Raw genomic sequence first — 23,867 nt, 5'->3', positions numbered from 1 at the left:
GAGGTCGCCGGCGTCCGGGCCGGCGTCGCACCCGTCCGCTCGGGCCGGGCCGCCGGCCTCTTGGCCGCCGTCCGCGTGCCGGCGGTCTCGGCCGCCGTCGTGCCCGCCGACCTGCTCGCGGTCTTCGCCGCGGTGCCCGCCGACCTGCCCGTGGTCTTCCCGCCCGTCGCGGCGCGCGTCCGCGTGCCGGCGGGCGCGGCCTCGGTCCGGTCCTTGGCCCGGGACCTCCCGTCGGTCCTGCCGCGCGGCGTGACCTTGGCCGCCTTGCCCCCCGACGCCGCCTCGGTCCTGTCGCGCGGCGCCGGCTTCGCGGTCGTCCGGTCCCGCGACGTCGGCTTGGCCGGCTTCTCGGCCGCGGCGGCTCCCCGGCCGGTCGCGGGCGTGTCCTTCTTCGCGGTGTCCTTCCCGGCATCGCCCGCCCGGATGGGCGCGTCCCCGCGCCGACGGCGACGCCGGGTCTCCGGCGGCGGAGTCGTGATGGTCATGCGATGCCTCCTGCTCCACTCCGCCCGCTCGGCGGCTGCTCACCGAGGGGCATCGCGCCGATGCCTCGCGGACGTCGCTCCTCCCGGATCCGCTCGGCGGCGCGCAGGCGTGCCGAGGCGGCTCGGGGGTTGGTCGTGGTCTCCTCGTCGGCCGGTTGCTCCGCCCCCCGGGTGAGGAGGCGGAACCGGGGCTGCAGCTCGGGCAGCGGGACCGGCAGGTCGGGTGGGGTGGTGTCGGTGGTGCGCGCGGCCAGCGCCCGCTTGACGATCCGGTCCTCCAGCGAGTGGTAGGACAGGACGGCGATGCGCCCGCCGACGGCCAGGGCGTCGAGCGCGGCGGGCACCGCGCGCTCGAGGGCGGCCAGCTCGCCGTTCACCTCCATGCGCAGCGCCTGGAAGGTGCGCTTGCCCGGATGGCCGCCCGTGCGGCGCGAGGCGGCGGGGATGGCGCCGCGGACGACGTCGACGAGGCGAGCCGTCGACGTGAGCGGGGCGCGCCCCCGCTCACGGACGATCGCCTCGGCGACGCGCCGCGCGAACCGCTCCTCGCCGTAGTCACGCAGGATGCGCGTCAGGTCGGCGACCGAATAGGTGTTGACCACCTCTTCGGCGGTGAGCCGCTGGGTGCGGTCCATCCGCATGTCGAGCGGTGCGTCGTAGGAGTAGGCGAAGCCGCGCTCGGCCTCGTCGAGCTGCGGGGACGAGACGCCCAGGTCGAAGAGGATCGCGTGGATCCGGGGAACGCCCAGGTCCGCCAGGACCTGCGGGATCTCGTCGTAGACGGCGTGCACGAGCGTGAACCGACCGGCGTACGGCTCCAGGCGGCGCCGGGACCGCTCGAGCGCGGTCGTGTCGCGGTCCAGCCCGATGAGCCGCGCCCGCGGGTACGCGGCGAGGACGGCGGTGGCGTGCCCGGCGAGGCCCAGGGTGGCGTCGACGTAGATCGCGTCCTCATCGGAGGGCGCCGTCAAGGCCGGGGCGAGCAGCGCCAGTATCCGGTCCAGCATGACCGGAACATGGCCCTGCGCGCGCGGCCCCTCCTCGCGCTCGTCGTCGCCGTGCATGAAACCCCCTCAGGACGCCACTGCTCGCGGACAGCGCTGAGACCGCGCTCGCTGACGCCCGTCACCCCTGAGGAAGAATCGTTCAGGAACGATAAAGGCGGCCGGTGTGGCCGTCTGCCCCGTGGAAGACGCCACCCCTCCTGCTCGGCGGCTCACCGCTCAATGGCTTTACGCCGGCCCCCGATCGGGATTTCGTCCGGCCAGGTCCCCATCCGCTGCTCCGTGAGGAAGATGTGCAACGGCCATCTGGCACCGGGGAAGGTGCGCCAGCTGGGAGCGGGTGGAGACCTCGCCGAACGGATCCGATCACCGGCGATGGTGCGTCAAAGAATCCCGGGCAGCACCTCCTCCGACAGATCGGAGAACTGCTGCTCCTGGTCGGCCAGGTAGGTCTCCCAGGCGGTCGCGTCCCAGATCTCCAAGCGCGTGTTGGCACCGATGACGGCGCAGTCGCGGGTCAGGCCCGCGTAGCGCCGCAGCGCCTGCGGAATGGTGATCCGGCCCTGCTTGTCGGGGACCTCGTCCGAAGCGCTGGCGAAGAAGACCCGGCTGTAGTCCCGCACTGCCTTGGCGGTGACCGGTGCGGTGCGAAGCGCCTCGGTGATGCGCTGGAACTCGGCCTCAGGGAAGACGTAGAGGCAGCGTTCCTGGCCCTTCGTGATCACCAATCCCCCTGACAGCTCCTCGCGGTACTTCGCCGGCAGGAACAGTCGTCCCTTGTCGTCCAGGCGCGGTGAGTGAGTGCCGAGGAACATCGGCCCCCACCTCCCGCTTCGCGGGGTCGATTGCCCTCCCCCACGGCGCCCCACTGTACTCCACTCTCCCCCACGGTCAACGACCAAAACACCGGTCACACGGCATCTCGCCACGCGTACGGCCAGGTCAGAAGAGGGCGCCTTCGTGGGGTGCCACACACCCCGTCAGAGCCGCCCGGCGCGTCGGTCAGGGTCGCCGGACGGCCCCGGCCGGAGGGGCGGGTGGGGCGCGTGGGGGAAAGTGGAGGACCGCCGGGGTCACGACCCGTCGCCGTCCGGCCGCGGACCGCGTCGGCCGGGCCGGGAGGCCGCCGCCGGGGCGCCCTGCGCCGCGACCGGGACATCGCCGCGCGTCGGGCCGCAGCCATCGCCGCGGCAGGGCCCGACGACGTACTGTCAGTACGACATATCGGGTGGGAGCGTCCATCCACGGCGGCCGGGCGATGCGGCGCCCGCCGCCCGGGTGGCCCGAGGAGGGGTAAGTGTCAGTAAGCACGCACGGCGACATCGGCCGGGGACTGGACGGGCTGGCCCAGATCTCGAGCAAGATCCTCGGAGCCATCGAGTCCGTCATCGAGGGCAAGCCCGATGTCGTACGCCTCGCGCTGACCGTCCTGCTCGCCGAGGGTCACCTCCTCATCGAGGACGTCCCCGGCGTCGGCAAGACGATGCTGGCCAAGGCGCTCGCCAAGTCGATCGACTGCTCGGTGCGGCGGGTGCAGTTCACCCCCGACCTGCTGCCGAGCGACATCACCGGGGTCAGCGCCTACAACCAGGAGCGCCGGGAGTTCGAGTTCAAGCCGGGTCCGGTGTTCGCGAACATCGTGGTGGGCGACGAGATCAACCGGGCGTCGCCGAAGACGCAGTCCGCGCTGCTGGAGTGCATGGAGGAGCGCCAGGTCACCGTCGACGGCCACACGTATCCGCTGGACGCCCCGTTCATGGTGATCGCGACGCAGAACCCGGTCGAGATGGAGGGGACCTATCCGCTCCCCGAAGCACAGCGTGACCGGTTCACCGCCCGGATCGCGATGGGCTACCCGGAGCCGGCCGCGGAGCTGGAGATGCTCGACGTGCACGGCGGGCCCTCCCCGCTGGACCGGCTGCAGCCCGTCGCCCAGGACGGCGACGTACGGGCGATGATCGAGGTCGTCCGCGAGGTGCACATCGCGCCCGCGCTGCGCGGGTACGCCATCGCCCTCGTCACCGCCACCCGGGACCATCCGGAGCTGCGCCTCGGCGCCTCACCGCGGGCGACCCTCCAGCTCGTCCGGGCCGCCCGCGCCTACGCGGCCCTGGACGACCGGGAGTACGTCCTCCCCGACGATCTACAGCGTCTCGCCGTCCCGGTGCTCGCGCACCGGCTCCTGCCGACGGCCGAGGCACAGGTCCAGCGCCGGTCGCCCGCGCAGATCGTCGCCGAGCTGATCGAACGCGTTCCGGTCCCCGATCACCGGCGCTGACATGGCGGGGACGCTCCACGCGCTGACCACGCGGGGCCGGTCGTTCATCGCGGCGGGGGCCACCGCGATCGTGTGCTCGTTCGTCCTGGGCGAGCGGGACCTCCTCCGCGCCGGCCTGCTCATCCTTGCCCTGCCGCTGCTGTCCGTGCTGGTGGTCTCGCGGACCCGCTACCGCCTGACCTGCTCGCGCCGGGCGAACCCCACCCGCTTCCCCGCCGGTGGTGAGGCGCAGGTGAACGTCCTGCTGGAGAACGTCTCGCGGCTGCCCACCGGGATCCTCCTCGTCGAGGACCAGGTGCCGTACACGCTGGGCGGTCGCGCGCGGTTCGTCATCGACCGGATCGAGCCGGGCGGCGCCCGGGAGATGGCCTACCGGGTACGGGCGGACGTCCGCGGCCAGTACCGCGTCGGGCCGCTGACCGTGCGCCTGGCGGACCCGTTCGGGCTGGTGGAGCTCGCGCGGTCGTTCACGGCCGCCGACGTCATCACGGTCACCCCGGCGATCGTGCCCCTCCCGGCGGGCCGGCCGACCGGCTCGTGGACGGGCGGCGGTGAGAGCCGGGCACGCATGGTGGCCGGCGCCGGGGAGGACGACGTGACGCCGCGCGAGTACCGGCACGGCGACGACCTGCGGCGGGTGCACTGGCGGTCGACGGCGCGCCGCGGCGAGCTGATGGTGCGCCGTGAGGAACAGCAGTGGCAGACGAGCGGCACCCTCTTCCTGGACACGCGGAGGACGGCGCACTGGGGGGACGGTCCGGGCGCGTCGTTCGAGCACGCGGTGTCCGCGGCGGCCTCGATCGGGCTGCGGCTCGGCCGGGAGGGGCTCGGCCTGCGGTACGTCACGGATGAGGGCGTGGCGCTCGCCCCGTCCGCGACGTTCGAGGGTGCGCTCCTCGACCTCCTCGCCGTCGTCCGCACGTCGCGGGGCCGGTCGCTGCGGCCGGGCCTGGCGGCCGTCCGCGAGACGGCGAACAAAGGCGACGGTTTGATCGTCGGAGTGTTCGGGCGGCTCACCCCCGAGGACGCCCGGGAGGTCACCGGGGCCGGGCACGGGACCGCCGCCCGCGTCGCGGTGATCATCGGGGAGGAGAGCGCGGACCCGGAGGTCACCCGGATCCTGCGCGCGGCGGGGTGGCGGGTCCTTCCCGTGGCCTCGGCCGCCGCGCTGCGGACGGCCTGGCCCGACGGCGGGGAACGGCGCGGACGGCCCGACCGGACGGAGGCGCGATGAGGATACGTCTGACGATCGCGGCCTGCGCGGCCACGCTGCTCGCCTCGGTCGCGCTGTACCCGCTGTTCAAGACGGCCGGGTGGTTCGGCAGCGGGCTGGGCGCGGTGCTCACCGTGGGCGGGGCGGGCGCGTCGACCCGACGCTTCCGCCTGCCCGTCCCGGCCTGTCTGCTGATCGCCGCGATCGCGCTGCTGTGCTACCTCAACGTGCTGTTCGCGTCCGGTGACGCGCTGCTCGGGGTGGTCCCGACCCCCGGGTCGGTGTCCTACCTGGCGGACCTGGCCCGCGACGGCTGGCAGGACTCGTTCCGCTACGCCCCGCCCGTGCCGATGCTGCCGGGGGTGGAGCTGCTGAGCACCGGCGGCATCGGGCTGATCGCGATCCTGGTCGACCTGCTCGCCGTGCGTCTGCGCCGCGCCGCCCCGGCCGGCCTGCCCCTGCTGGCGATGTACGCCCTCCCGTCGCGGTTCCGGCAGGAGAGCGCCGGCTGGCTGCTCTTCCTGCCGGGCGCGGCCGGATATCTCGTGCTCCTCGTGGCCGACGCCCGTGACCGCCTCTCCGGCTGGGGCCGTCCGGTGTTCACGCGGTACTGGTCGGGCGAGGCGTCCCGGGACGACCGCCCCGACTCGAGTCCGCTGGCCGTGACAGGGCGGCGGATCGGGCTGACCGCCGTCGCCCTGGCGGTCGTGGTCCCCCTCGCGGTGCCCGACATCGATCCGCACTGGCTGCCCGAGGCCGGCGGCGGCGGCACCGGGCTCACCACGGTGACGACCCCGGATCCGCTGGTCAGCCTGAAACGGCAGCTCGTACGCGCGGACGACGCCGTCGTCCTCACCTACCGCACGTCCGACGACGGCTCCTCCCCCGAGTACCTGCGGATGTACTCGCTGGACCGGTTCGACGGCGACGGATGGACGTACTCCGCCATCCACGGGGACAAGAACGCGCGCGTCGACGGCAAGACCCTGCCCTCGGCGCCGGGCCTGGAGCTGGACGCCTCCCTCCTCCATCCCGTGACCACCAGGATCTACGTCGACTCGCACGTGCGCGGGATGACCGTCCTGCCGACCCCCTACCCGCCGACCAAGGTGTCGATCAAGGGCGACTGGCGGGTCGACGCCCCCACGTTGATGATCTTCTCGCCGCACGAGTCGGCGGGCGGCCGGGCCTACACGGTGTCGAGCGTCCGTCCCACGCCCACGTACCAGCAGCTCGAGGCCGTCGCGCCGCTCCCCGCCGAGGTCGTGTCGCGGTACTTGCCCGTACCGGCGACGGTCCCGGCCGACGTCGCCGCCCTGGCGCGCAGGCTGACCACGACGGCGTCGACGCCGTACGAACGGGCCGTCAAGCTGCAGCAGTGGTTCACGAAGCCCGGCAACTTCACCTACAGCCTCGACGCGCCCTCCCCGCGCAATGTCGGGGCGCTCCGCGACTTCCTGTTCGTCAGCAAGACCGGGTACTGCGAGCAGTTCGCGGCGTCGATGGCGCTGCTGGCCCGGATCGTCGGCATCCCCGCGCGCGTCGCCATGGGCTACACGGCCGGTGAGCGGCGGGCGGACGGCAGCTGGGCGGTGCGGACCAAGGACACGCACGCCTGGCCCGAGCTCTACTTCTCCGGAATCGGCTGGCTCCGGTTCGAGCCGACCCCGGCGGGCGGGACGGGCCAGGGCAGCGCGACCGTGCCGGAGTACACGAGCCCGCAACTGCTCCCCGGCGCGCCGGCCGCGGGTTCGACGGGCCGGCTCCCCTCGGCGGGAGAGACGTCGGGCGGCCGCTCGGCCACCGGCTCCGGGTCGGTCCCGCACCGCCGCGCCGACCCGATGGACCGGAGCGGTTCGGCCGGTCCGCTGGCCCCGACGCACCGCGACGGCCTGCCGGTCGGCCCGCTGCTTACGCTGCTGGCCGTCGTCCTGCTCGCCGCGCTGCCCGCGGCACTGCACCGCCTGGCCCGAGTCCGCCGCTGGGCTCGCGGGGCCACCGAGGCCGACGTGGCGCATGCGGCCTGGGACGAACTACGGGTCGCCGCGGCGGACTTCGGCCTCCCGTGGCGGGCCGGCGACAGCCCGCGCGCCGCGGCCCGGCGGCTCATCGAGGCGCGGCCGCTGGACGAGCCGGCCGCCGAGGCGCTGGCCCGGCTCGTACGGGCCGAGGAGCTCGCCAGGTACGCGCCGGCGCCCGGTCCCGGCACGGGGCTGCGCGGTGACGCGTGCTCGGTACGGGCCGCCTTCGCCGCCGCGGCGGGCCGGCGCCGCCGGTTGCGGGCCCGGGTACTGCCGCCTTCCTCGGCGGTGTTCCTGCGCGGCGTGGGCGGCCGGGCGCTCGACGCGTTCGACCGGATCGACTCCCTCGCCCTGCGCCGGCGACGCCACTCCGCCGGCTGAACGCCGAACGGAGCCAACCGGCGCGTCCACCCGCCGGTGTGTCCACCCGCCGGTGTGTCCACCCGGCGGCCGGAGGAGGCCGGAAGCGCGTCACCGCCCGGCGGCCTGCCGGGCGGTGGCGTGGGTCTTCGGACGCTAAAGCTCTCCGTGGCGGCGGCGCCAGCGCTCCTCGAGGCGCTCCATGAACCCGCCGCCGGCCGCCTTCTGCCGCCTGCCCCGCCTGCGCGGCGCCGGATCGGCCACTCCGTTCATCCGCTTCCAGCCGGCCAGCCCCCACGCGCAGCAGGTGACCATGAGCAGGAACCCCGCCACGCTGATCACGATGCTGATCGGCATGGTGTTCACGATCACGCCTGCCAGCACCACGAAAAGGCCCAGCGCGGAGCCGATCGCGGCCTTCCAGATCCTGCGCCTGTAATGCACCTGTGGATCGGTCGAGCGGACCGCCGAAGCGAACTTCGGATCCTCGGCGTACAGCGCGCGCTCGATCTGGTCGAGCATGCGCTGCTCGTGGTCAGAGAGCGGCACGGCGCCTCCCAAAGACAGCCCCACGAAGGGGAATCCCACGCCGGACGGGGACATGGCTATCGGTGATATGCCCAGAATACGAGCCCTGACGACCGGGGGAAAGAAAACGTTCGACTGTGGACAGGAGGATCGTCAAGTCATCGCCCCTGATCACTCGCCGTGGTCACACTGATCACATCCGCCTCATACCTCATCTTCGGCCTCTCGACCGTGGCGAGCATCACTTTCGCGGTCCGCGCGGACCAGGGCGGCGGGGCGTACGGCACCCGCGCCGAACCGGCGCGCCGCCAGGTCCATGGCCGCCTCCGCCTGGCGCCAGCCGACCTCCGGCTCGCCCAGGGCCAGCTGCCGGGGGGTCGTGCCGGCCGGCACCAGATTCTCGACCCGCACGCCCACCAGCCGCAGCGGGGCCCCCTGCAACCCGGACGCCTCGTACAGCGCGCACGCGGTCGCGTAGATCTCCCGGGCCACGTCCGTCGCGTCCGCGAGCGTACGGGCGCGGGTCAGGGTGGTGAAGTCCGGCCGGCGGAGCTTGACCGCCACGGTGCGGCCCGCCTGGCCGCTCCCCCGCAGCCGCGCGCCCACCCGGTCGGACAGCCGCAGCAGCTCGCGCCGGATCGCCTCCGGGTCGGCGATGTCGTGGTCGAAGGTCTCCTCCGCGCCGATGCTCTTGTCCGGCACGCTCGCCGTCACCGGCCGCGGGTCCCGACCCCAGGCCAGGTCGTGCAGGTGGCGGCCGACCGCCTCGCCGACCTCGCGCCGCAGGGTGTCGACCGGCGTCCGCGCGAGGTCTCCGACCGTGCGCAGGCCCAGGCGCAGGAGGGACTCCTCGGTCCGCTCTCCCACCCCCCACAGGGCCGCGACCGGCAGCGGATGCAGGAAGTCGACCACCCCGTCCGCGGGCACGACCAGGAGACCGTCCGGTTTGCACCTGGTCGACGCGAGCTTGGCCACGAACTTCGTGCTCGCGACCCCGACCGAGCAGGTGATGCCCTGCTGCTCGTGGACCTGCTCCCGGATCATCCGGCCGATCTCCGCGGGCCGGCCGAGCCGGCGCCGCGCCCCCGCCACGTCGAGGAACGCCTCGTCGAGCGCGAGCGGCTCCACCAGCGGCGTGATCGACCGGAAGATCTCCATGACGCCCGCCGACGCGGCGGCGTACCTGTCGTGGCGGGGCGGCAGCACGACCGCCTGCGGGCAGAGTCGCCGGGCCCGGCTCATCGGCATCGCCGAGTGCACCCCGAAGGCCCGCGCCTCGTACGACGCGGCGGACACGACGCCGCGCGGCCCCGCCCCGCCGACCACGACGGGACGGCCGCGCAGCTCCGGATGCTCCAGCAGCTCGACGCTCACGAAGAAGGCGTCCATGTCCACGTGCAGGACCGTGCAGCCGGTGTCGTCCCCCGGCGGGCCGGGCTGTGGCCCGGGCCGGTGCAGCTGCTGTTTCCTGCTCATCGGTCGCTCACTGGTCGCCGTTCATGGTCCTAGGACCGGCGCCGGTAGGCCAGGGCGTGGAGTTGGGTGGCGACGTCCTTCAGGACGGGGTGCATGGAGACGGCCCGCTCGAGGGCGACGAGCTCGTCGGCGGCCCCGCGCTCACCGTCGATGATGCCGCTGGGCACCAGGTCGGCGAACACCCGGACGCCGTGCACCGGCCCCGCCCGCAGGCCCGCCGCCTCGATCAGCTCGGCCAGCATCCCGGAGGTGAACCGGCGCGGCACCGGGTCGCGGTCCCCCCAGCGGCCCTGGGCGCTGGACAGCACGCGGCGGGCGTCCTCGAAGTGCCCGGCGAGCGCCCGGTGGAGCACCGCGGCGACCTGGTTGGCGGCCAGCACGCTGACCGCTCCGCCGGGCCGGACTGTGCGGGCGATGGCGGCCAGCGCCGTGGCCGGGTCGTCGACGTACTCCAGCACGCTGTGGCAGATGACGAGGTCCGCGCTGTCGGGGCCGACGACGTCGGGCAGGCCGTCGGCATCGCCCTGCGCGGCGCGGACCGTGACGCCGGCCTCGGCCGCGCGCCGTTCGAGGCCGGCGAGGGCGTCCGGGCTGGCGTCGACCACCGTCACCCGGTGCCCGAGCTCGGCGAGCGGCACGGCCAGCCCGCCGGTGCCACCGCCCGCGTCGACGACGTCGAGCCGGTCACGGCCCGACTCCTTGGCGGTCTCGTCGAGGACGTCGCGCAGGATCTCCCACACGACGGCGGTGCGCGTCGACCGCGAGCGCGGACGATCGGTCACGGCTTGCCCCCTCCCGGCTCTGTGTTCTCCCCACCCTAGGGCCTGTCCACCGGCTGAGCGTCCTCGGTCGGCGGGCGCGGTCAGGAGGGATGGGCGCGGGCGCGCGGATACGCACGGACCCGTTCGCCCCCCGGCTTCGGGCGGGGAGACATCCGGCCGGCACCTCCCGGTGCCGGCCGGTCCCGCGTGGCCCCGTCTAGAGGGACAGGGACGGTTTCAGCTCCAACAGCCGCGACAGCAGGCCGTTGACGAACCGGGGCGACTCGTCGGTGGACAGGTCGGTCGCGAGGGCCACCGCCTCGCTGACGGCGACCCCGTCGGGCACGTCCTCGCTCCACAGCAGCTCGTATCCGCCGAGACGCAGGATGTTGCGGTCGACGATGGGCATCCGGTCGAGCGTCCAGCCGACGGCGTACGTCGCGATCAGCTCGTCGAGGCGCTCGCGGTGCGCGGCGACTCCCTCGACGAGTCGCTCGACGAAGTCCTGCTCGGCGAGCCGGTGCTCCGACTGCCGGGTGCGCCGGTCGAGGACCTCGACCGGCGACTCACCGCGGACCTCGGCCTCGTAGAGGATCTCCAGGGCGCGTCTGCGCGCCTTGCTCCGTGCCGCCACGGATCAGGCACGACCCAGGTAGTCGCCCGAGCGGGTGTCGACCTTGATCTTCTCGCCGGTCGTGATGAACAGCGGGACGTTGATCGTCGCACCGGTCTCGACCGTCGCGGGCTTGGTGCCGCCGGTGGAGCGGTCGCCCTGCAGGCCGGGCTCGGTCTCGGTCACCTCGAGCACCACGGCGGCGGGCAGCTCGATGTAGAGCGGCGTGCCCTCGTTGAAGGCGATCACGGCGTTCTGCTCCGGCAGGAGGTAGTCCGCCGCGTCACCGACCGTCGAGGCCGGGATGTGGGGCTGGTCGTAGGTCTCGGTGTCCATGAAGACGAAGTCCTCGCCCTCGCGGTAGAGGTACTGCATCTCGCGCTTGTCGACGTTGGCCACGTCGACCTTGGTGCCGGCGTTGAAGGTCTTGTCGACGACCTTGCCGGACAGGACGTTCTTGAGCTTGGTGCGGACGAACGCGCCGCCCTTACCAGGCTTGACGTGCTGGAACTCCTGAACGGTCCACAGCTGGCCGTCGAGGTTCAGCGTCATGCCGTTCTTGAGGTCGTTCGTCGTCGCCACTGTGTGTCGTTCTCCCGCTTCGGCGGTCTGCCGCGTCTAGCTGACGAGCAGGTCCTTGGTGGTCTTGGTGAGCAGCTCCGGACCGTCCGCACGGACCACGAGCGTGTCCTCGATGCGGACTCCGCCGCGACCGGCGACGTAGACGCCGGGCTCGACGGTGATGGGAACTCGATCCGTCAGTTTACCGGTCTTGTCATACCCCATGAGCGGTGCCTCGTGGATCTCGAGGCCGACGCCGTGGCCGAGCCCGTGCGGGAATTCGTCGCCGTGTCCCGCCGCCTCGATCACCCCGCGGGCCGCGGCGTCGACCTCCTTGGTCACCGCGTCCGGGCGCGCCGCCGCGAGACCCGCGGCCTGGGCGGCGGCGACGAGGTCGTAGATCTCACGCTCCCAGGCGCCGGCCGCGCCGACCGCGATCGTGCGGGTCATGTCGGCGTGGTAACCGCCCTGGAGGGCACCGAAGTCCATGGTGACCAGGTCGCCGTGCTCGATCACACGGCCGGAGGGGACGTGGTGCGGGATGGCGCCGTTCGGGCCGCTCGCGACGATCGTCGCGAACGCCGGCTGCTCGGCGCCGAGGTCGATCATGGCCCGGTCGAGCGCGATCGCGATCGCGCGTTCGGTGACGCCGGGCCGGATCGTCGGCAGCACCGCGTCGAAGGCCTGGTCGGTGATGGCGCAGGCCTCCCTGAGCAGGGCGATCTCCGCCTCGTCCTTGACCATCCGCAGCTCTTCCACGGCGTGGCCGAGGGGGACCAGCTCCGGCGCGCCCGGCTCGGCCGCCAGCTCGTCGTGCGCCTCCACCGTGACGGCGTGCGCCTCGAACGCCAGCCGGCCCGCCGCCCGCGCGGTCAGCGCCCCCGCGGTGGCCCGGTCGACGACGCACTCCAGCTCCGGGCAGACCCGGGCGGCCGTGCCGGCGTACCGGCCGTCGGTCGCCAGCACGGCGGTCCCGTCGGCGCGTACGAGCAGCGCGGCGTTGGAACTGGCCAGCCCGGTCAGGTAGCGCACGTTGACCAGGCGGGTGATGAGGGCCGCCTCCGCGTCACGGGCGGCGACGAGCTCGGCCAGCCGCGCGCGGCGGGCCTCGTGGATCTCCGGCATGCCCCGAACTCTACGCTCGGCGCCGCCGCACGACGCCGCCCAGCCCCGCGCGCGCCCGGACCCGCCACGCCCGCGCCCTCAGACGCCCACGCCCGCCCGTGCCGTCAGACGGACGCGGTCAGCTCGCGCACCCGTTCGATCAGCTTGACGCGGGACGCGTGGTCACCGGCCATCGGCGCGACGTTGAGCGTCGTGACGCCGGACTCCTTCAGCGCCGCGAGGCGGTCGCGGACGAAGCCCTCCGAGCCGATCAGGGAGGTCTTCTGCAGCAGCTCGTACGGGACCTTGGCGGCGGCCTCGTCCTTCTTGCCCGCGAGGTAGAGGTCCTGGATCTCCTCGGCCTCCTTCTCGTAGCCGTAGCGCCGGGCCAGGTCGTTGTAGAAGTTGCGGCCCTTGGCGCCCATGCCGCCGATGTACAGCGCCGCCATCGGCCGGCCGAGGTCGAGCAGGCCCTCGACGTCGTCGCCGATCGCCAGGAACGCCTGCGCGACGATGTCCAGCTCGCCGAGCGAGGGGTCGCGCTTGGCCTTGCCGCGGGCGAGCGCGTCGCCCCAGACGTCACCGGCCTTCTCCGGGACGTAGAAGATCGGCTCCCAGCCCTCGGCGAGCTCGGCGGTCATCTCGACGTTCTTCGGGCCGAGGGACGCGATGAAGATCGGGATGCGCTCGCGGACCGGGTGGTTGATGAGCTTGAGCGGCTTGCCGAGCCCGGTACCCTCCTCGGCGGGAAGGGGGAGCTTGTAGTACTTGCCGTCATAGACGACGCGTTCGCGGCGCCACACCATGCGGCAGATCTCGATGATCTCCCGGGTCCGCCCGATCGGCGCGGTGTACGGGACGCCGTGCCAGCCCTCGATGACCTGCGGGCCCGACGCGCCGAGGCCGAGCACGAACCGCCCGCCGGAGACGTAGTCCAGGCCGGCCGCCGTCATCGCGGTGAGCGTCGGGGTCCGCGAGTAGAGCTGGAGGATGCCCGAGGCGATCTGCAGGCGCTCGGTCCGCGCCGCGATGAACCCCATCTGGCTCACCGCGTCGAAGCTGTACGCCTCCGGCACGAACACGATGTCGAGGCCGGCCTTCTCATAGTCCGCCAGTTCGTCGACGGTCTCCGTGAAACCGCCCGCGTAGTTGAGGGACATCCCGATGCGCATGTCGCCGCACCCCAATCCTGACCTGAACCGCCGAGTAACCGAATCTGACTCAGTCTTACCGTACGAAGGCCGCCGGCGGCACCCCGGGTGTCAGTCCTCGCTCTCCGCGAGGAGCTCGGCGATCGCCTGCAGCGCCAGCACGTACGACAGGAAGCCGAAGCCGGCGACCGTGCCGGTGGCCACCCCCGCGACGACCGAGTTGTGGCGGAACTCCTCGCGGGCCGCCGGGTTGGACAGGTGCACCTCGATCAGCGGGGCGGTGCGCTGGGCGATGGCGTCCCGCACCGCGTACGAGTAGTGCGTGAACGCGGCCGGGTTGAGCACGACCGGGATCCTGCCGTCGGCGGCCTCGTGCAGCCAGGAGATCAGCTCGGCCTCGTCGTCGGTCTGGCGCACCTCGGCGTGCAGGCCCAGCCGCCGGGCGGTGTCCCGGCACAGCGCCGTCAGGGCGTCGAAGTCCGCGGCGCCGTACACGTCGGGTTCGCGGCTGCCCAGCCTGCCGAGGTTCGGCCCGTTCAGGACGAAGACCTCACTCATCGACCGCCTGTCCTCTCGCGCGCCGTCGCTCATCGGGTCACCCGCTCGTACGCCCGTACGAGCAGGTCTTCGTCCGGGTCCTCCAGGCGGCCCGGCTCGGCGATGCCGTCGAGGACGACGAAGCGCAGCCGCGCGCCGCGCGCCTTCTTGTCGACGCGCATCGCTTCGCGCAGCGACGGCCACACGTCGGGCGAGTACGAGGTGGGCAGGCCGACGCCGGTGAGGATCTCCCGGTGCCGGTCGACGTCCGCGTCGCCGAGGCGGCCCGCCAGGCGGGCCAGCTCGGCGGCGTACACCATGCCGATCGCGACCGCGTCGCCGTGCCGGAAGCGGTACGCCTCGACCTTCTCGATCGCGTGGCCCAGCGTGTGGCCGTAGTTCAGGATCTCGCGCAGGCCGCTCTCCTTCAGGTCCTCCGACACGACCCGCGCCTTGACGGCGATGGCCCGCTCGATGAGCTCCAGGGTGTGCGGCCCGTCCGGCCGGCCCGCGGCCTCCGGGTCGTCCTCGACCAGCTCCAGGATCCTCGGGTCGGCGATGAACCCGGCCTTGATCACCTCGGCCAGCCCGGCGACGTAGTCCGCGCGCGGCATCGTGACGAGCGTCGTCAGATCGCACAGGACTCCGGCGGGCGGGTGGAAGGCGCCGACGAGGTTCTTGCCCTCGGGGATGTCGATCGCGGTCTTGCCACCGACCGCGGCGTCCACCATGGCCAGCAGCGTCGTGGGCAGCAGCACGGCCTTGACGCCCCGGAGCCAGGTCGCGGCGGCGAACCCGGCCAGGTCGGTGGTCGCGCCGCCGCCGACGCCGACCACCACGTCGGTGCGGGTCATGCCGAGCCGGGCGAAGTCGGACCAGAGCCGGGCCAGCACGGCGACGTCCTTGCCGGCCTCGCCGTCGGGGACGGGGAGGGCGTGGACGTCGTAGCCGGCCTCGGCGAGCGCCCCGCACACCGGACGGGCGATCTCCGGCAGGCTCTCGGCGTGCACGACGGCCACCGTCCTGGCCTCGCCGACCAGCGCCGGAAGCCCGCCGAGCACCCCGGTACCGATGACGACCTCGTACGGCGCGTCGCCTCCGACGTGGACGTGGGTCACGACAGTCCCTTGACGATCTCTTCGGCGATCTCGCCCGGCTCCCTGCCGTCCGTGGCCACCCGGAGCGCGGCGAGGCGCTCGTAGATGGGCCGGCGCTCCTCCATCAGCTTGCGGAACTGGCTGCGCGGGTTGAGCACGAGCAGCGGCCGCGCCGACGCCAGCCCGACCCGCTTGACCGCGTCCGACAGGCCCACCTCGAGGTAGACGACCCGGTGCCCGGCGAGGTCCTCCTGGGTGGCCGGGTCCAGGATGGCGCCGCCGCCGAGGGCGATGACGCCGTCATGGGTCTCGAGGGCCTCACGCACGGCCGCGCGCTCGAGGGCGCGGAAGCGCTCCTCACCGTCGTCGACGAAGATCTCCCCGATCGGCTTGCCGGCCGTGGCCTCGACGTCGTGGTCGGTGTCGCGGAACGGGACGCCGAGGCGCTCGGCGACGAGCAGGCCCACGGTGGTCTTGCCGGAGCCGGGCGGACCGATGACGACGACCTTGGAATTCACTTGATCACCAGAGTTGAGAGGTAGCCCTGCAGATTACGTGCGGTCTCCTCGACGGAGTCGCCGCCGAACTTCTCGACCACGGCCTCGGCCAGCACCAGCGCCACCATGGCCTCCGCGACGACCCCCGCGGCGGGGACCGCGGTCACGTCGCTGCGCTGGTTGATCGCCTTGGCCGGCTCGCCGGTCGTCACGTCGACCGTGTCCAGCGCGCGCGGCACGGTCGAGATCGGCTTCATCGCGGCCCGTACCCGGACCGGGTCGCCGGTCGTCATGCCGCCCTCGATGCCCCCGGCGCGGGAGGTGCGCCGCCGGATCCCCTCCGGCGTCTTCTCGATCTCGTCGTGCGCCTGGGAACCCGGGCGGCGCGCGGTCGTGAACCCGTCGCCGACCTCAACGCCCTTGATCGCCTGAATGCCCATCAGGGCACCGGCGAGGCGGGCGTCGAGCCGCCGGTCCCAGTGCACGTGACTGCCGAGGCCGGGCGGCAGGCCGTAGGCGACGACCTCCACGACGCCACCGAGCGTGTCACCGGCCTTGCGGAGCTCGTCGATGTGGGCGACCATCGCGGCGCTCGTCTCCGGGTCGGCGCAGCGCACCGGGTCCGCGTCGATCCGCTCGAGGTCGTCCGGGCCGGGCACCACGCCGTCCGGCGTGCTGACCTCGCCCAGCGCCACGACGTGGCTGACGATCCGGGCGTCCGCGACCTGGGCCAGGAACGCCTTGGCCACCTCGCCGATCGCGACCCGCGCGGCCGTCTCGCGGGCGCTCGCCCGCTCGAGGATCGGCCGGGCGTCGTCGAAGCCGTACTTCTGCATGCCCGCCAGGTCGGCGTGGCCGGGCCGGGGCCGGGACAGCGGAGCGTTGCGGGCCTGGGCGGCCAGTTCGTCCGGGTCGACGGGATCGGCCGACATGACCGTCTCCCACTTCGGCCACTCCGTGTTGGCGACCTCGATCGCCACCGGACCGCCCTGCGTACGGCCGTGCCGGATCCCACCGACGACCGTCACCTTGTCCTGCTCGAACTTCATGCGGGCGCCCCGCCCATGCCCGAGCCGGCGACGGCGCAGCGCCTCGGCGATGTCGTCCGAGGTCACGCGCACTCCGGCGGGCAGCCCTTCCATGATCGCGACGAGGGCCGGGCCATGAGACTCCCCCGCGGTCAGCCAGCGCAGCATGAAGTGAATCCTTTCATCCTCACGGAAGGCTACGCGCAAGTGTCCGCAGCCTGAGACGAGCCCGCCTCGAGACCGGTCGGCTCCGGCCCCCCGCACGCGAGCGCCCGGATGTCGGCCCACGACGCGTGAGCCGCTTCGGGCCGCAGACCGTTTCCGCCGACGCTCGCGTCGGGAAGCTCGTATGAGCGCACGGCGGATCCGCGGTCGGCCGCCGGCCCCTCCGGTCGCATGGCCACCCCTGTGGAACTCACTGAGTCAAAGATCCATCACGATACGCGATGAGCGTTTCCTGTCGGAGAGCGGCGCGAGACGGGTTGACCTTCACATCGATGTGAAGCCCTAGCGTGCGGCTCATGTCCTCGACCAAGCCGTCGTTCTCGTGGGGCGACCGGGCCGCACTGGCCGTGCTGACCTGCTGCGTGTTCGTCGTCGGCACGGCGGAGTACGTGATGGTGGGCCTGCTGCCGGACCTCGCGGCCGACCTCCGGGTGCCGCTGCCGACCGCCGGTTCGCTGGTGTCCTGGTACGCCCTCGTGGTGACCGTCGGCGGGCCCGTCGTGACGGCGCTCACCCTCCGGATCCCCCGCCGGCCGCTGCTGCTCGCGCTGCTCGCCGTCTTCGTGGCGGCCAACGTGCTCGCCGCCCTGGCCTCCGGGTTCGGGATGCTCCTGGCGGCGCGAGTGATCGTCGCGCTGACGCACAGCACGTCGTTCGCCGTCACGATGGTGCTGGCCGTCGGCATGGTGCCGGAGGGGCGCCGGGGCCTGGCGATCGCGGTCGTCTCCGCCGGGTGGAACCTCGCGGCCGTGCTGGGCGCGCCGCTGGGGACCTGGATCGGGCAGACCCAAGGCTGGCGGGCCACCTTCTGGGCGATCGCCGCGATCGGGACGCTCACGCTCCTCGCGGTCGCCGCGGTCACCTCCGTGCCGGCCGACGAGACGGCCGGTCCGTCCCGCTCCGAGCTCGGAGCGCTCCGGGACCTGCGAGTCCTGACGGTCATCGGGATCATGGTCTTGTCCCAGGCCGGGGTGTTCGCCGTCTATACCTACATCACTCCGCTGCTGGGCCGGGTGAGCGGTTTCGGTCCGGCGGCGGTCAGCGTGCTGCTGGCCGTGCTGGGCGGCGCGGGTCTCCTCGGGAACGTCCTCGGCGGGCGGCTGACCGATCGGTCCCCGTGGGCGGGCCTGTGCGCGGCGCTCGCCGCCCTGGCGGCCGTCCTCGCCGTCTTCGCGCTGATCGACGGGACCCGGCCGGGCGCCGTGGCCGGCGTCCTCGTCCTCGGAGTCCTCATGGGGACGCTCATCCCGCTGCTGCAGGAACGGGCGTTCGCCGCCGCGCCGTCGGCGCCCACGCTGATCACCGCGGTCGGCGCCTCGGCGGTCAACCTCGGGATCGCGTCCGGGTCCTGGCTCGGCGGGCGAGCGCTCGCCGGCGGCCTCTCGCTGGCGCACCTTCCCTGGGCCGGGATCCTCCCCGTCCTGGCCGGGCTCGGGCTCACCGTCCACGCGACCGTGCGGGGCCGCCGCCCCGGCCGGGACCGCCGTCCCGTTCCCGCGTCCTCCTGACGGCCGCCCCAGGCCGTCGCCGCTCCGCGTCGGCCGTGCGCCTGGCGGGTCAGTTGGAGCGCCGGTCGTGGAATCGGCGGTGGTGGATGAAGAAGAAGCGGCGGCCGCGGACCCGGGTGGGCGCGTTGCCGGGCGGCCGGACGGCGAAATCGATGCACACGACGCGGCGGCCGTCCTCGTCCGCGCCCTCGAAGTCGGGGTCGAACCAGCAGCCCATCGCGAGCTCGGGCCAGCCGATCGCGCCGGTGAACTCCAGATGGCGGCGGGTCCGGAACGGCCGGCGACGGAACCGGTCACGGTTCCGGTCGCGGTCGTCGTCGTCCGGACCGATGGTGACGTTGATCCCGTCGTTCGGCGTGCTGCTCGCGCTCGGCGACGGCTGGACGCGCGGAACGCCTCCCCGGTGCGCCCGCCCGCCGGGGAGAGCGGCCGCCGGTTCCGGCGGCCACGAGATCGCGGCCGTCAGCACCCCGGCCGAACCGGCGGTCAGCACGGCGATCCACCTGCGAGAAGTCAATTGTCGCCCCTCATCCGATCGAGCCCGATTTAAGGCGGGTAAGCGCGCGGCATGCGCACGGGGATCGGGATACCCCTCCGGGGCGGCCGGTGAGGTCGCGAGACGGCAAAGGTGCGGGAAGGGTTCCGGCGGTCTCAGCCGTACGCCAGCACCGCGGCGAGGACTCCGGCCAGCATGAACGGCCCGTACGGGATCTGGGTCCGCAGCGTGGCCCGGCGGCTCGCCAGCAGCGCGACCGACCACACCGCCGCGAGGACGTACCCGGCGCACACCCCGGCCACCCACGCCGGAAGACCGAGCCAGCCCAGGTAGAGCCCCAGCACGCCCGCCAGCTTCACGTCGCCCAGGCCGATCTGGTTCGGCGCGACGAGCCACTGCAGCGCGTACAGGACGAACAGCGCCGCCATGCCGAGCAGCGCGTGCGTGAACCGCGCCCCGCCCCGGTCGGTGAAGAGGGCCGCGAGGCCGAGCAGCAGCAGGCCGGCCGCGTACGACGGGAGCGTCACCGGATCGGGCAGCCGCTTGAGCGCGACGTCGATGAACGTCAGCGCGACGCCCACCACCGCGAGGTAGCCGAACGCCGGAAGGTCGGGGGCCGGACCGACCCGCCACGCCACGAGCGCGAGGACGACCGCGGCGGCCGAGACGACGGCGAGCCGCCGCCGGATCACCGGCTCGGCCCAGTCGGGGTTGGTCACGCTGGCAATCTAAGGCCTGTCACCGGCATCGAGGGCCGAACTCCGACCGCCCGCGTCACCGCTCGTTCCGGACGGCACGCCTAGCCGGGGACGACGCCGATCTCGACGCCTCCGGCGACGTGGCCGCGGAGGTGTTCGGCGAGGCGGTCCGCGGCGGCCCGTACGTCCTGCGCGCCGGCGCCCTCGGCCAGCCGGAGGCGTACGGCGAGCTCGGCCCGCTCGCCGGGCTCCACACGCACGCCGGTGATTCCGGGCAGGCCGTCGACCGCCGCGTGCACGGCCACGAGAACGTCGGGGTCCTCGTGCGGAGCGGTGATCGCGCCGCCGTTCGCGAGGACGTGCAGCCGAGCGCCCTCGATGGCGTACGGGACGGGCCCCGCCACGTCGACGACGAGCGCGTCGGCGGACTCGCCGACGGCGGCCTGACACGCCTCCCGGGCGTGCACCGCGACGGGCCGGGCGTCCGGGCGCCAGCGGGCGAGGCTCTCGGTGGAGGTGAAGGCGAGCACGGCCCGCCGGCCGTCCGCTCCGACGAGAGTGGGCAGAGCCATCTCGCTCTCCTTCTCGCGCCGCAGGCCGTCGACGGTCTCGTCCTCGGTCAGCACCGCGACGACCGGCACGAGCAGGCGGGTGCCGGCGAGCGCCGCGAGCACGGCCCGCTCCCCCGCCCGTCCCTGGGCGTAGTCGCTCAGCGCCCGCTCGACCTCGGCGGGGGTCCGCCCGTCGTCGTCGGGGAACTGCGGCTGCGGGATGCGGTGTTCGGACACGGCAGTCCAGCGTATCCGAGCACCCGCGCGCGGCCGTCTAGAGGTCGTGGAGGCGCTCGACGGCCTCGTCGATCACCTCGTCGCGCTTGCAGAAGGCGAACCGGACGTACGGGTCACCGGCGTCGGAGTCGTAGAACACCTGCGTCGGAATGGCGACGATGCCGGCGCGCTCGTGCAGGGCGGTGACGAACTCCCGCCCGTCGCCGAAGCCGAGCGGGCGCACGTCGACCTGCGCGAAGTAGGTGCCCTGCGGCCGGAACGTCGTGAGCCCGGCGGCGGCCAGCCCGTCGCTGAGCCGGTCGCGTTTGGCCCGCAGCGACGCGCGCAGGTCCTCCACCCACTCCTGTTCCTCGCGCAGCGCGTACGCGACCGCGCGCTGGTACGGGGCGCTGGCGGTGAAGGTCAGGAACTGCTTGACCGTCTGCACCGCCCGTACGAACCGCGGCGGCGCGGTGATCCAGCCGATCTTCCAGCCGGTGACGGAGAAGGTCTTGCCCGCGGACGAGATCGCCACCGTGCGCTCGCGCATGCCGGGCAGGGTCGCGAGCGGCACGTGCGCGGCCGGGTCGTCGTAGGTCAGGTACTCGTAGACCTCGTCGGTGACGGCGATGAGGTCGTGTTCGCGGCAGACGTCCGCGACGACCTCGAGTTCCTCGCGGGTGAACACCGTGCCGGTCGGGTTGTGCGGGGAGTTGAGGAGCAGCACCCGGGTGCGCGGCGTGACGGCGGCGCGCAGCTCGGCCGGGTCGAACGTGAACCGCCCGCCGTCGGGCCGCAGGGTGACCGGCCGGCGTACGCCGCCGGCCAGCGCGATGATCGCCGCGTACGAGTCGTAGTAGGGCTCGAACACGACGACCTCCTCTCCCGTCTCCACGAGGGCGAGCAGCACCGCCGAGATCGCCTCGGTCGCGCCGACCGTGACCAGGACCTCGTCGGCCGGGTCATAGGTCAGGGCGTACCGGTCCGCGCGCTGTGCGGCGACGGCCTCCCGCAGCTCCGGCAGCCCGGGGCCGGGCGGGTACTGGTTCGCGCCGCCCATGATGGCCTCGACCGCGGTCTCCAGCAGCTTGGCGGGGCCGTCGGTGTCAGGGAAGCCCTGGCCGAGGTTGATCGCCCCGGTGCGGATCGCCAGCGCCGTCATCTCCGCGAACACGGTGGTGCCGAAGCCCTGCATCCGGGCGACGAGCGGATCGTTCTCAAGGGTCACCGGGTCAGCGTATTGACGTCCTCCCCCACCTGAAAAGGCGCGGGATTCTATTCCAACCCGCTCCCTACCCGGAGGTGAGAACAGGTTGAGGTTCGCGGTTCACGGCCCCGCCCAACGGCTGGAGGGCTCCCCGCGCTGTCACGACACGTCCTGCCGCGATGTCTCTGATGTTCTTGGCCGCGTTCCCATCCGCGTGATCGACATGCCCACAGGCGCGACAACGAAAAACCGCTTGGCTCTCACGGCTCTCCGCAGCGCACTGCCCACAGGCATGACAGATCTGAGACGTGTACGCAGGGTTGACCTTCTCCACTCGGCCAGGTGCCTTGTCCTCCAGGCGGATCACCAGCAGACCCCAGCCGGCCTCGTGGATGGACCGGTTGAGTCCGGCCTTGGCCCGTACGTTCGTGCCCGGCGCGGTGAAGGTGCCGCGTGCGGAGCGGACCATGCTGCGGATCTTCAGGTTTTCAACCCGGATGAGGTCGTAGCGGCGTGCCAGAGTGGTGGAGGTCTTTTCCACCCAGTCTTTGCGCCGGTCGGTCTGGCGCGCCTTGATCCGGGCGATCGCCGTCTTGACCCGAGCACGGCGGTTGGATCCCGGTTTGGCGCGTGCGAGCCCGCGCTGCAGACGTTGCAGGCGTGTGGTCTCGGTTTCGCGGAGGCCGGGGACCACCAGGTTCTCGCCGGTGGACAGGGCGGCCGAGACGGCCACGCCACGATCGATACCAATGACCTCGCCCGTTCCCGGCCCATCTACGGGCGGCGGAATCACTGCGAACGCGACATGCCAGCGGCCCGCCCGATCCCGGTTGATCCGAAAGGACTTGGCCGCATCGGGGACCTTGCGGGACCAGCGGAACCGCACCCAGCCGACCTTCGGGATCCACACCTGGCCGACCTTGCGGGACAGGCGGCGCACGTCCCAGTGGTTGCCGCGTTTACCGACGATCCGGAACCCCTCATGCACACCGGCCTTACGCCAGGTCGGCCGCCGATGGGTCCTGGCGAAGAAGTTCGCCATGGCCTGGGTGAAGTCCCGCAGCGCTTGCTGCTGCACCGTGTGGGATCCTGCCGCCAGCCAAGCGGACTCTCGTCTCGCCTCGGTCAGCTGGCGGCACTGCTCCGCGTAACCCGGCGCGGACGCCCGGCCCGGTCGCCAGTGCTGGTGTTGTTCGACCGCGAGATTCCACACATATCGGGCGTGCGAGCAGTGTTCCAGCAGCGCCTGCTCTTGAGCGGGCGTGGGCGTAAGCCGGAACCGCATGCCCGCACACTAACCACCACCACCGACAATCAGAGGAGAACGGCATTCCTCCCTGGCCTGAAGGCCAGGGTCTCCACGCCGCACAACAGATGAGGAGGCCCCGATGCGGATCGCTCTGTGTCAGATCCCGGTCGGCGACGACCCCAAGGACAACCTGGAGCATGTCCTGGAGGCGCTCGCCATCGCCTCGGAAGCCGATCTGGCGATCTTCCCGGAGGCGACGCAGGTGCGGTTCGGCCGGGCCATGGCCGCGGCGGCCGAGCCCCTCGACGGCCCCTGGGTGACCACGCTGGCCGAGGCGGCGCGCAGGCACCGTACGGCCGTGATCGTGGGGGTCTTCGAGCCGGCGCCGGACGGCCGGGTGTACAACACCGCCGTCGCGATCGACGCCGACGGCCGGGCGGCCGGCGCCTACCGGAAGATCCACCTGTTCGACGCGTTCGGGTTCCGGGAGTCGGAGCTGATCGCGCCCGGGGACACGCCGACGGTCGTCGAGCTGGCCGGGACGCGGATCGGCCTGATCACCTGCTACGACCTCCGCTTCCCCGAGCTGGCCAGGGCGCTCGTCGATCAGGGCGCCGACCTCCTCGCGGTGATCGCCTCCTGGGCCCAGGGCAACTTCAAGGAGGAGCACTGGGTCACGCTCATCCGCGCCCGGGCCATCGAGAACACCACCTGGACGGTCGCCGTCGACAAGGCCCCGGATCCGCCGCAGGCGCCGGGCGGCGCGATCGGGGTGGGGCGCAGTCTGCTGGTGGACCCGATGGGCACGGTCCAGACCGACCTGGGGCCGTTCCCGGGCGTGCGGGTGGTGGAGCTCGACGACCTGATCACCGAGCACGTGCGCAAGACCCTCCCGGCGCTGGAACACCGGCGTCCCGACCTGTTCGGCTGAGGGTCCGCCTCATCGGGACCGCCTCATCGGCGGCGAACGCCGACTCGGCGGATGACGCCGGGTCGGCGGATG

At 73.1% G+C, this 23,867-nt stretch carries 23 protein-coding genes and 1 pseudogene; 5 read left to right on the top strand and 19 right to left on the bottom strand.

Translation table 11 applies throughout. The annotated features are described in order from the left end of the window. From ABD978_RS23675 to mraZ, 3 genes and pseudogenes are all read right to left on the bottom strand, one after another. A pseudogene (locus ABD978_RS23675) lies at positions 1–485 on the bottom strand (hypothetical protein); the annotation flags it as partial. Continuing rightward, the gene (gene rsmH / locus ABD978_RS23670; RefSeq protein WP_345358420.1) at positions 482–1,549 is read right to left on the bottom strand and encodes a 16S rRNA (cytosine(1402)-N(4))-methyltransferase RsmH; all 1,068 of its coding nucleotides are present in this window, start codon (positions 1,547–1,549) and stop codon (positions 482–484) included. The gene rsmH and the pseudogene ABD978_RS23675, both read right to left, overlap by 4 nt. A gap of 323 nt (positions 1,550–1,872) precedes the next feature. Further along, a complete protein-coding gene (gene mraZ / locus ABD978_RS23665; protein WP_345358417.1) occupies positions 1,873–2,304 on the bottom strand; it encodes a division/cell wall cluster transcriptional repressor MraZ in 432 nt (143 codons plus the stop codon). Positions 2,305–2,786: 482 nt separating this feature from the next. Between mraZ and ABD978_RS23660 the strand changes: the two genes are divergently transcribed. Genes ABD978_RS23660 through ABD978_RS23650 form a run of 3 tightly spaced genes read left to right on the top strand, consistent with a single transcriptional unit; the run spans position 2,787 to position 7,382 of the window. Continuing rightward, positions 2,787–3,767 carry an AAA family ATPase gene (locus tag ABD978_RS23660; protein WP_425550749.1) on the top strand — a complete coding sequence of 327 codons (981 nt, stop codon included), beginning with the start codon at positions 2,787–2,789 and terminating at the stop codon, positions 3,765–3,767. 1 nt (position 3,768) lies between these two features. After that, positions 3,769–5,001 carry a DUF58 domain-containing protein gene (locus ABD978_RS23655; RefSeq protein ID WP_345358414.1) on the top strand — a complete coding sequence of 411 codons (1,233 nt, stop codon included), beginning with the start codon at positions 3,769–3,771 and terminating at the stop codon, positions 4,999–5,001. Continuing rightward, positions 4,998–7,382: a transglutaminase TgpA family protein gene (locus ABD978_RS23650; RefSeq protein ID WP_345358411.1), complete on the top strand. Its 2,385-nt coding sequence runs from the start codon at positions 4,998–5,000 to the stop codon at positions 7,380–7,382. The genes ABD978_RS23655 and ABD978_RS23650 overlap by 4 nt, the downstream gene beginning before the upstream one ends. Positions 7,383–7,517: 135 nt before the next feature. On the opposite strand, the gene ABD978_RS23645 is transcribed toward ABD978_RS23650, so the two are convergent. The 11 genes from ABD978_RS23645 to aroC form a co-directional block, all read right to left on the bottom strand. Then, positions 7,518–7,883, bottom strand: coding sequence for a DUF3040 domain-containing protein (locus tag ABD978_RS23645; protein WP_425550748.1), 366 nt, complete (start codon positions 7,881–7,883; stop codon positions 7,518–7,520). A gap of 210 nt (positions 7,884–8,093) precedes the next feature. Next, complete coding sequence (locus ABD978_RS23640; RefSeq protein ID WP_345358408.1) at positions 8,094–9,365, bottom strand: DNA polymerase IV; 1,272 nt, start codon at positions 9,363–9,365, stop codon at positions 8,094–8,096. A gap of 29 nt (positions 9,366–9,394) precedes the next feature. After that, positions 9,395–10,147, bottom strand: a complete 753-nt coding sequence (locus ABD978_RS23635) for a methyltransferase domain-containing protein (RefSeq protein ID WP_345358405.1) — start codon at positions 10,145–10,147, stop codon at positions 9,395–9,397. Positions 10,148–10,343: 196 nt separating this feature from the next. After that, on the bottom strand, positions 10,344–10,760 hold the full coding sequence (nusB, locus tag ABD978_RS23630; RefSeq protein ID WP_345358402.1) for a transcription antitermination factor NusB: 417 nt from the start codon (positions 10,758–10,760) through the stop codon (positions 10,344–10,346). A 3-nt stretch (positions 10,761–10,763) separates the two neighbouring features. After that, positions 10,764–11,321, bottom strand: a complete 558-nt coding sequence (gene efp, locus ABD978_RS23625; RefSeq protein WP_345358399.1) for an elongation factor P — start codon at positions 11,319–11,321, stop codon at positions 10,764–10,766. 36 nt (positions 11,322–11,357) lie between these two features. Then, positions 11,358–12,425 (bottom strand): M24 family metallopeptidase, encoded by a 1,068-nt coding sequence (locus tag ABD978_RS23620; protein WP_345358396.1) that lies wholly within the window; start codon positions 12,423–12,425, stop codon positions 11,358–11,360. A gap of 104 nt (positions 12,426–12,529) precedes the next feature. Continuing rightward, positions 12,530–13,576, bottom strand: coding sequence for an LLM class F420-dependent oxidoreductase (locus tag ABD978_RS23615; protein ID WP_345358393.1), 1,047 nt, complete (start codon positions 13,574–13,576; stop codon positions 12,530–12,532). A gap of 90 nt (positions 13,577–13,666) precedes the next feature. Beyond that, positions 13,667–14,113 carry a type II 3-dehydroquinate dehydratase gene (aroQ, locus tag ABD978_RS23610; RefSeq protein ID WP_345358390.1) on the bottom strand — a complete coding sequence of 149 codons (447 nt, stop codon included), beginning with the start codon at positions 14,111–14,113 and terminating at the stop codon, positions 13,667–13,669. A gap of 29 nt (positions 14,114–14,142) precedes the next feature. Then, entirely contained in the window at positions 14,143–15,210 is a 1,068-nt protein-coding gene (gene aroB, locus ABD978_RS23605; protein ID WP_345358387.1) for a 3-dehydroquinate synthase, read from the bottom strand. Next, positions 15,207–15,707 (bottom strand): shikimate kinase, encoded by a 501-nt coding sequence (locus ABD978_RS23600; RefSeq protein WP_345358385.1) that lies wholly within the window; start codon positions 15,705–15,707, stop codon positions 15,207–15,209. The genes aroB and ABD978_RS23600 overlap by 4 nt, the downstream gene beginning before the upstream one ends. Continuing rightward, entirely contained in the window at positions 15,704–16,882 is a 1,179-nt protein-coding gene (aroC, locus tag ABD978_RS23595; protein WP_345358382.1) for a chorismate synthase, read from the bottom strand. The genes ABD978_RS23600 and aroC overlap by 4 nt, the downstream gene beginning before the upstream one ends. A gap of 353 nt (positions 16,883–17,235) precedes the next feature. Here aroC and ABD978_RS23590 point away from each other — a divergent pair, with 353 nt between their 5' ends. Continuing rightward, positions 17,236–18,447 (top strand): MFS transporter, encoded by a 1,212-nt coding sequence (locus tag ABD978_RS23590; protein WP_345358379.1) that lies wholly within the window; start codon positions 17,236–17,238, stop codon positions 18,445–18,447. Positions 18,448–18,496: 49 nt separating this feature from the next. Here ABD978_RS23590 and ABD978_RS23585 read toward each other — a convergent pair whose 3' ends face one another. From ABD978_RS23585 to ABD978_RS23565, 5 genes are all read right to left on the bottom strand, one after another. Next, a complete protein-coding gene (locus tag ABD978_RS23585; RefSeq protein ID WP_345358376.1) occupies positions 18,497–18,964 on the bottom strand; it encodes a hypothetical protein in 468 nt (155 codons plus the stop codon). Between the two features lie 134 nt (positions 18,965–19,098). Further along, positions 19,099–19,662, bottom strand: coding sequence for a prepilin peptidase (locus ABD978_RS23580; RefSeq protein ID WP_345358373.1), 564 nt, complete (start codon positions 19,660–19,662; stop codon positions 19,099–19,101). An 80-nt stretch (positions 19,663–19,742) separates the two neighbouring features. Beyond that, positions 19,743–20,429, bottom strand: a complete 687-nt coding sequence (locus tag ABD978_RS23575) for an SseB family protein (RefSeq protein ID WP_345358370.1) — start codon at positions 20,427–20,429, stop codon at positions 19,743–19,745. A gap of 37 nt (positions 20,430–20,466) precedes the next feature. Further along, positions 20,467–21,636: a pyridoxal phosphate-dependent aminotransferase gene (locus ABD978_RS23570; protein ID WP_345358367.1), complete on the bottom strand. Its 1,170-nt coding sequence runs from the start codon at positions 21,634–21,636 to the stop codon at positions 20,467–20,469. A 64-nt stretch (positions 21,637–21,700) separates the two neighbouring features. Continuing rightward, positions 21,701–22,900, bottom strand: a complete 1,200-nt coding sequence (locus tag ABD978_RS23565; RefSeq protein WP_345358364.1) for an RNA-guided endonuclease InsQ/TnpB family protein — start codon at positions 22,898–22,900, stop codon at positions 21,701–21,703. 103 nt (positions 22,901–23,003) lie between these two features. On the opposite strand from ABD978_RS23565, the gene ABD978_RS23560 reads away from it, so the two are divergent. Then, entirely contained in the window at positions 23,004–23,795 is a 792-nt protein-coding gene (locus tag ABD978_RS23560; protein WP_345358361.1) for a carbon-nitrogen hydrolase family protein, read from the top strand. Positions 23,796–23,867: the final 72 nt, after the last annotated feature.

The organism is Actinoallomurus liliacearum (assembly GCF_039542035.1).
In the GTDB taxonomy this organism is placed as follows: domain Bacteria; phylum Actinomycetota; class Actinomycetes; order Streptosporangiales; family Streptosporangiaceae; genus Actinoallomurus; species Actinoallomurus liliacearum.
The sequence above is the reverse complement of the archived record's forward strand: the minus strand, read 5'-3'. Positions and strand labels throughout refer to the sequence as shown.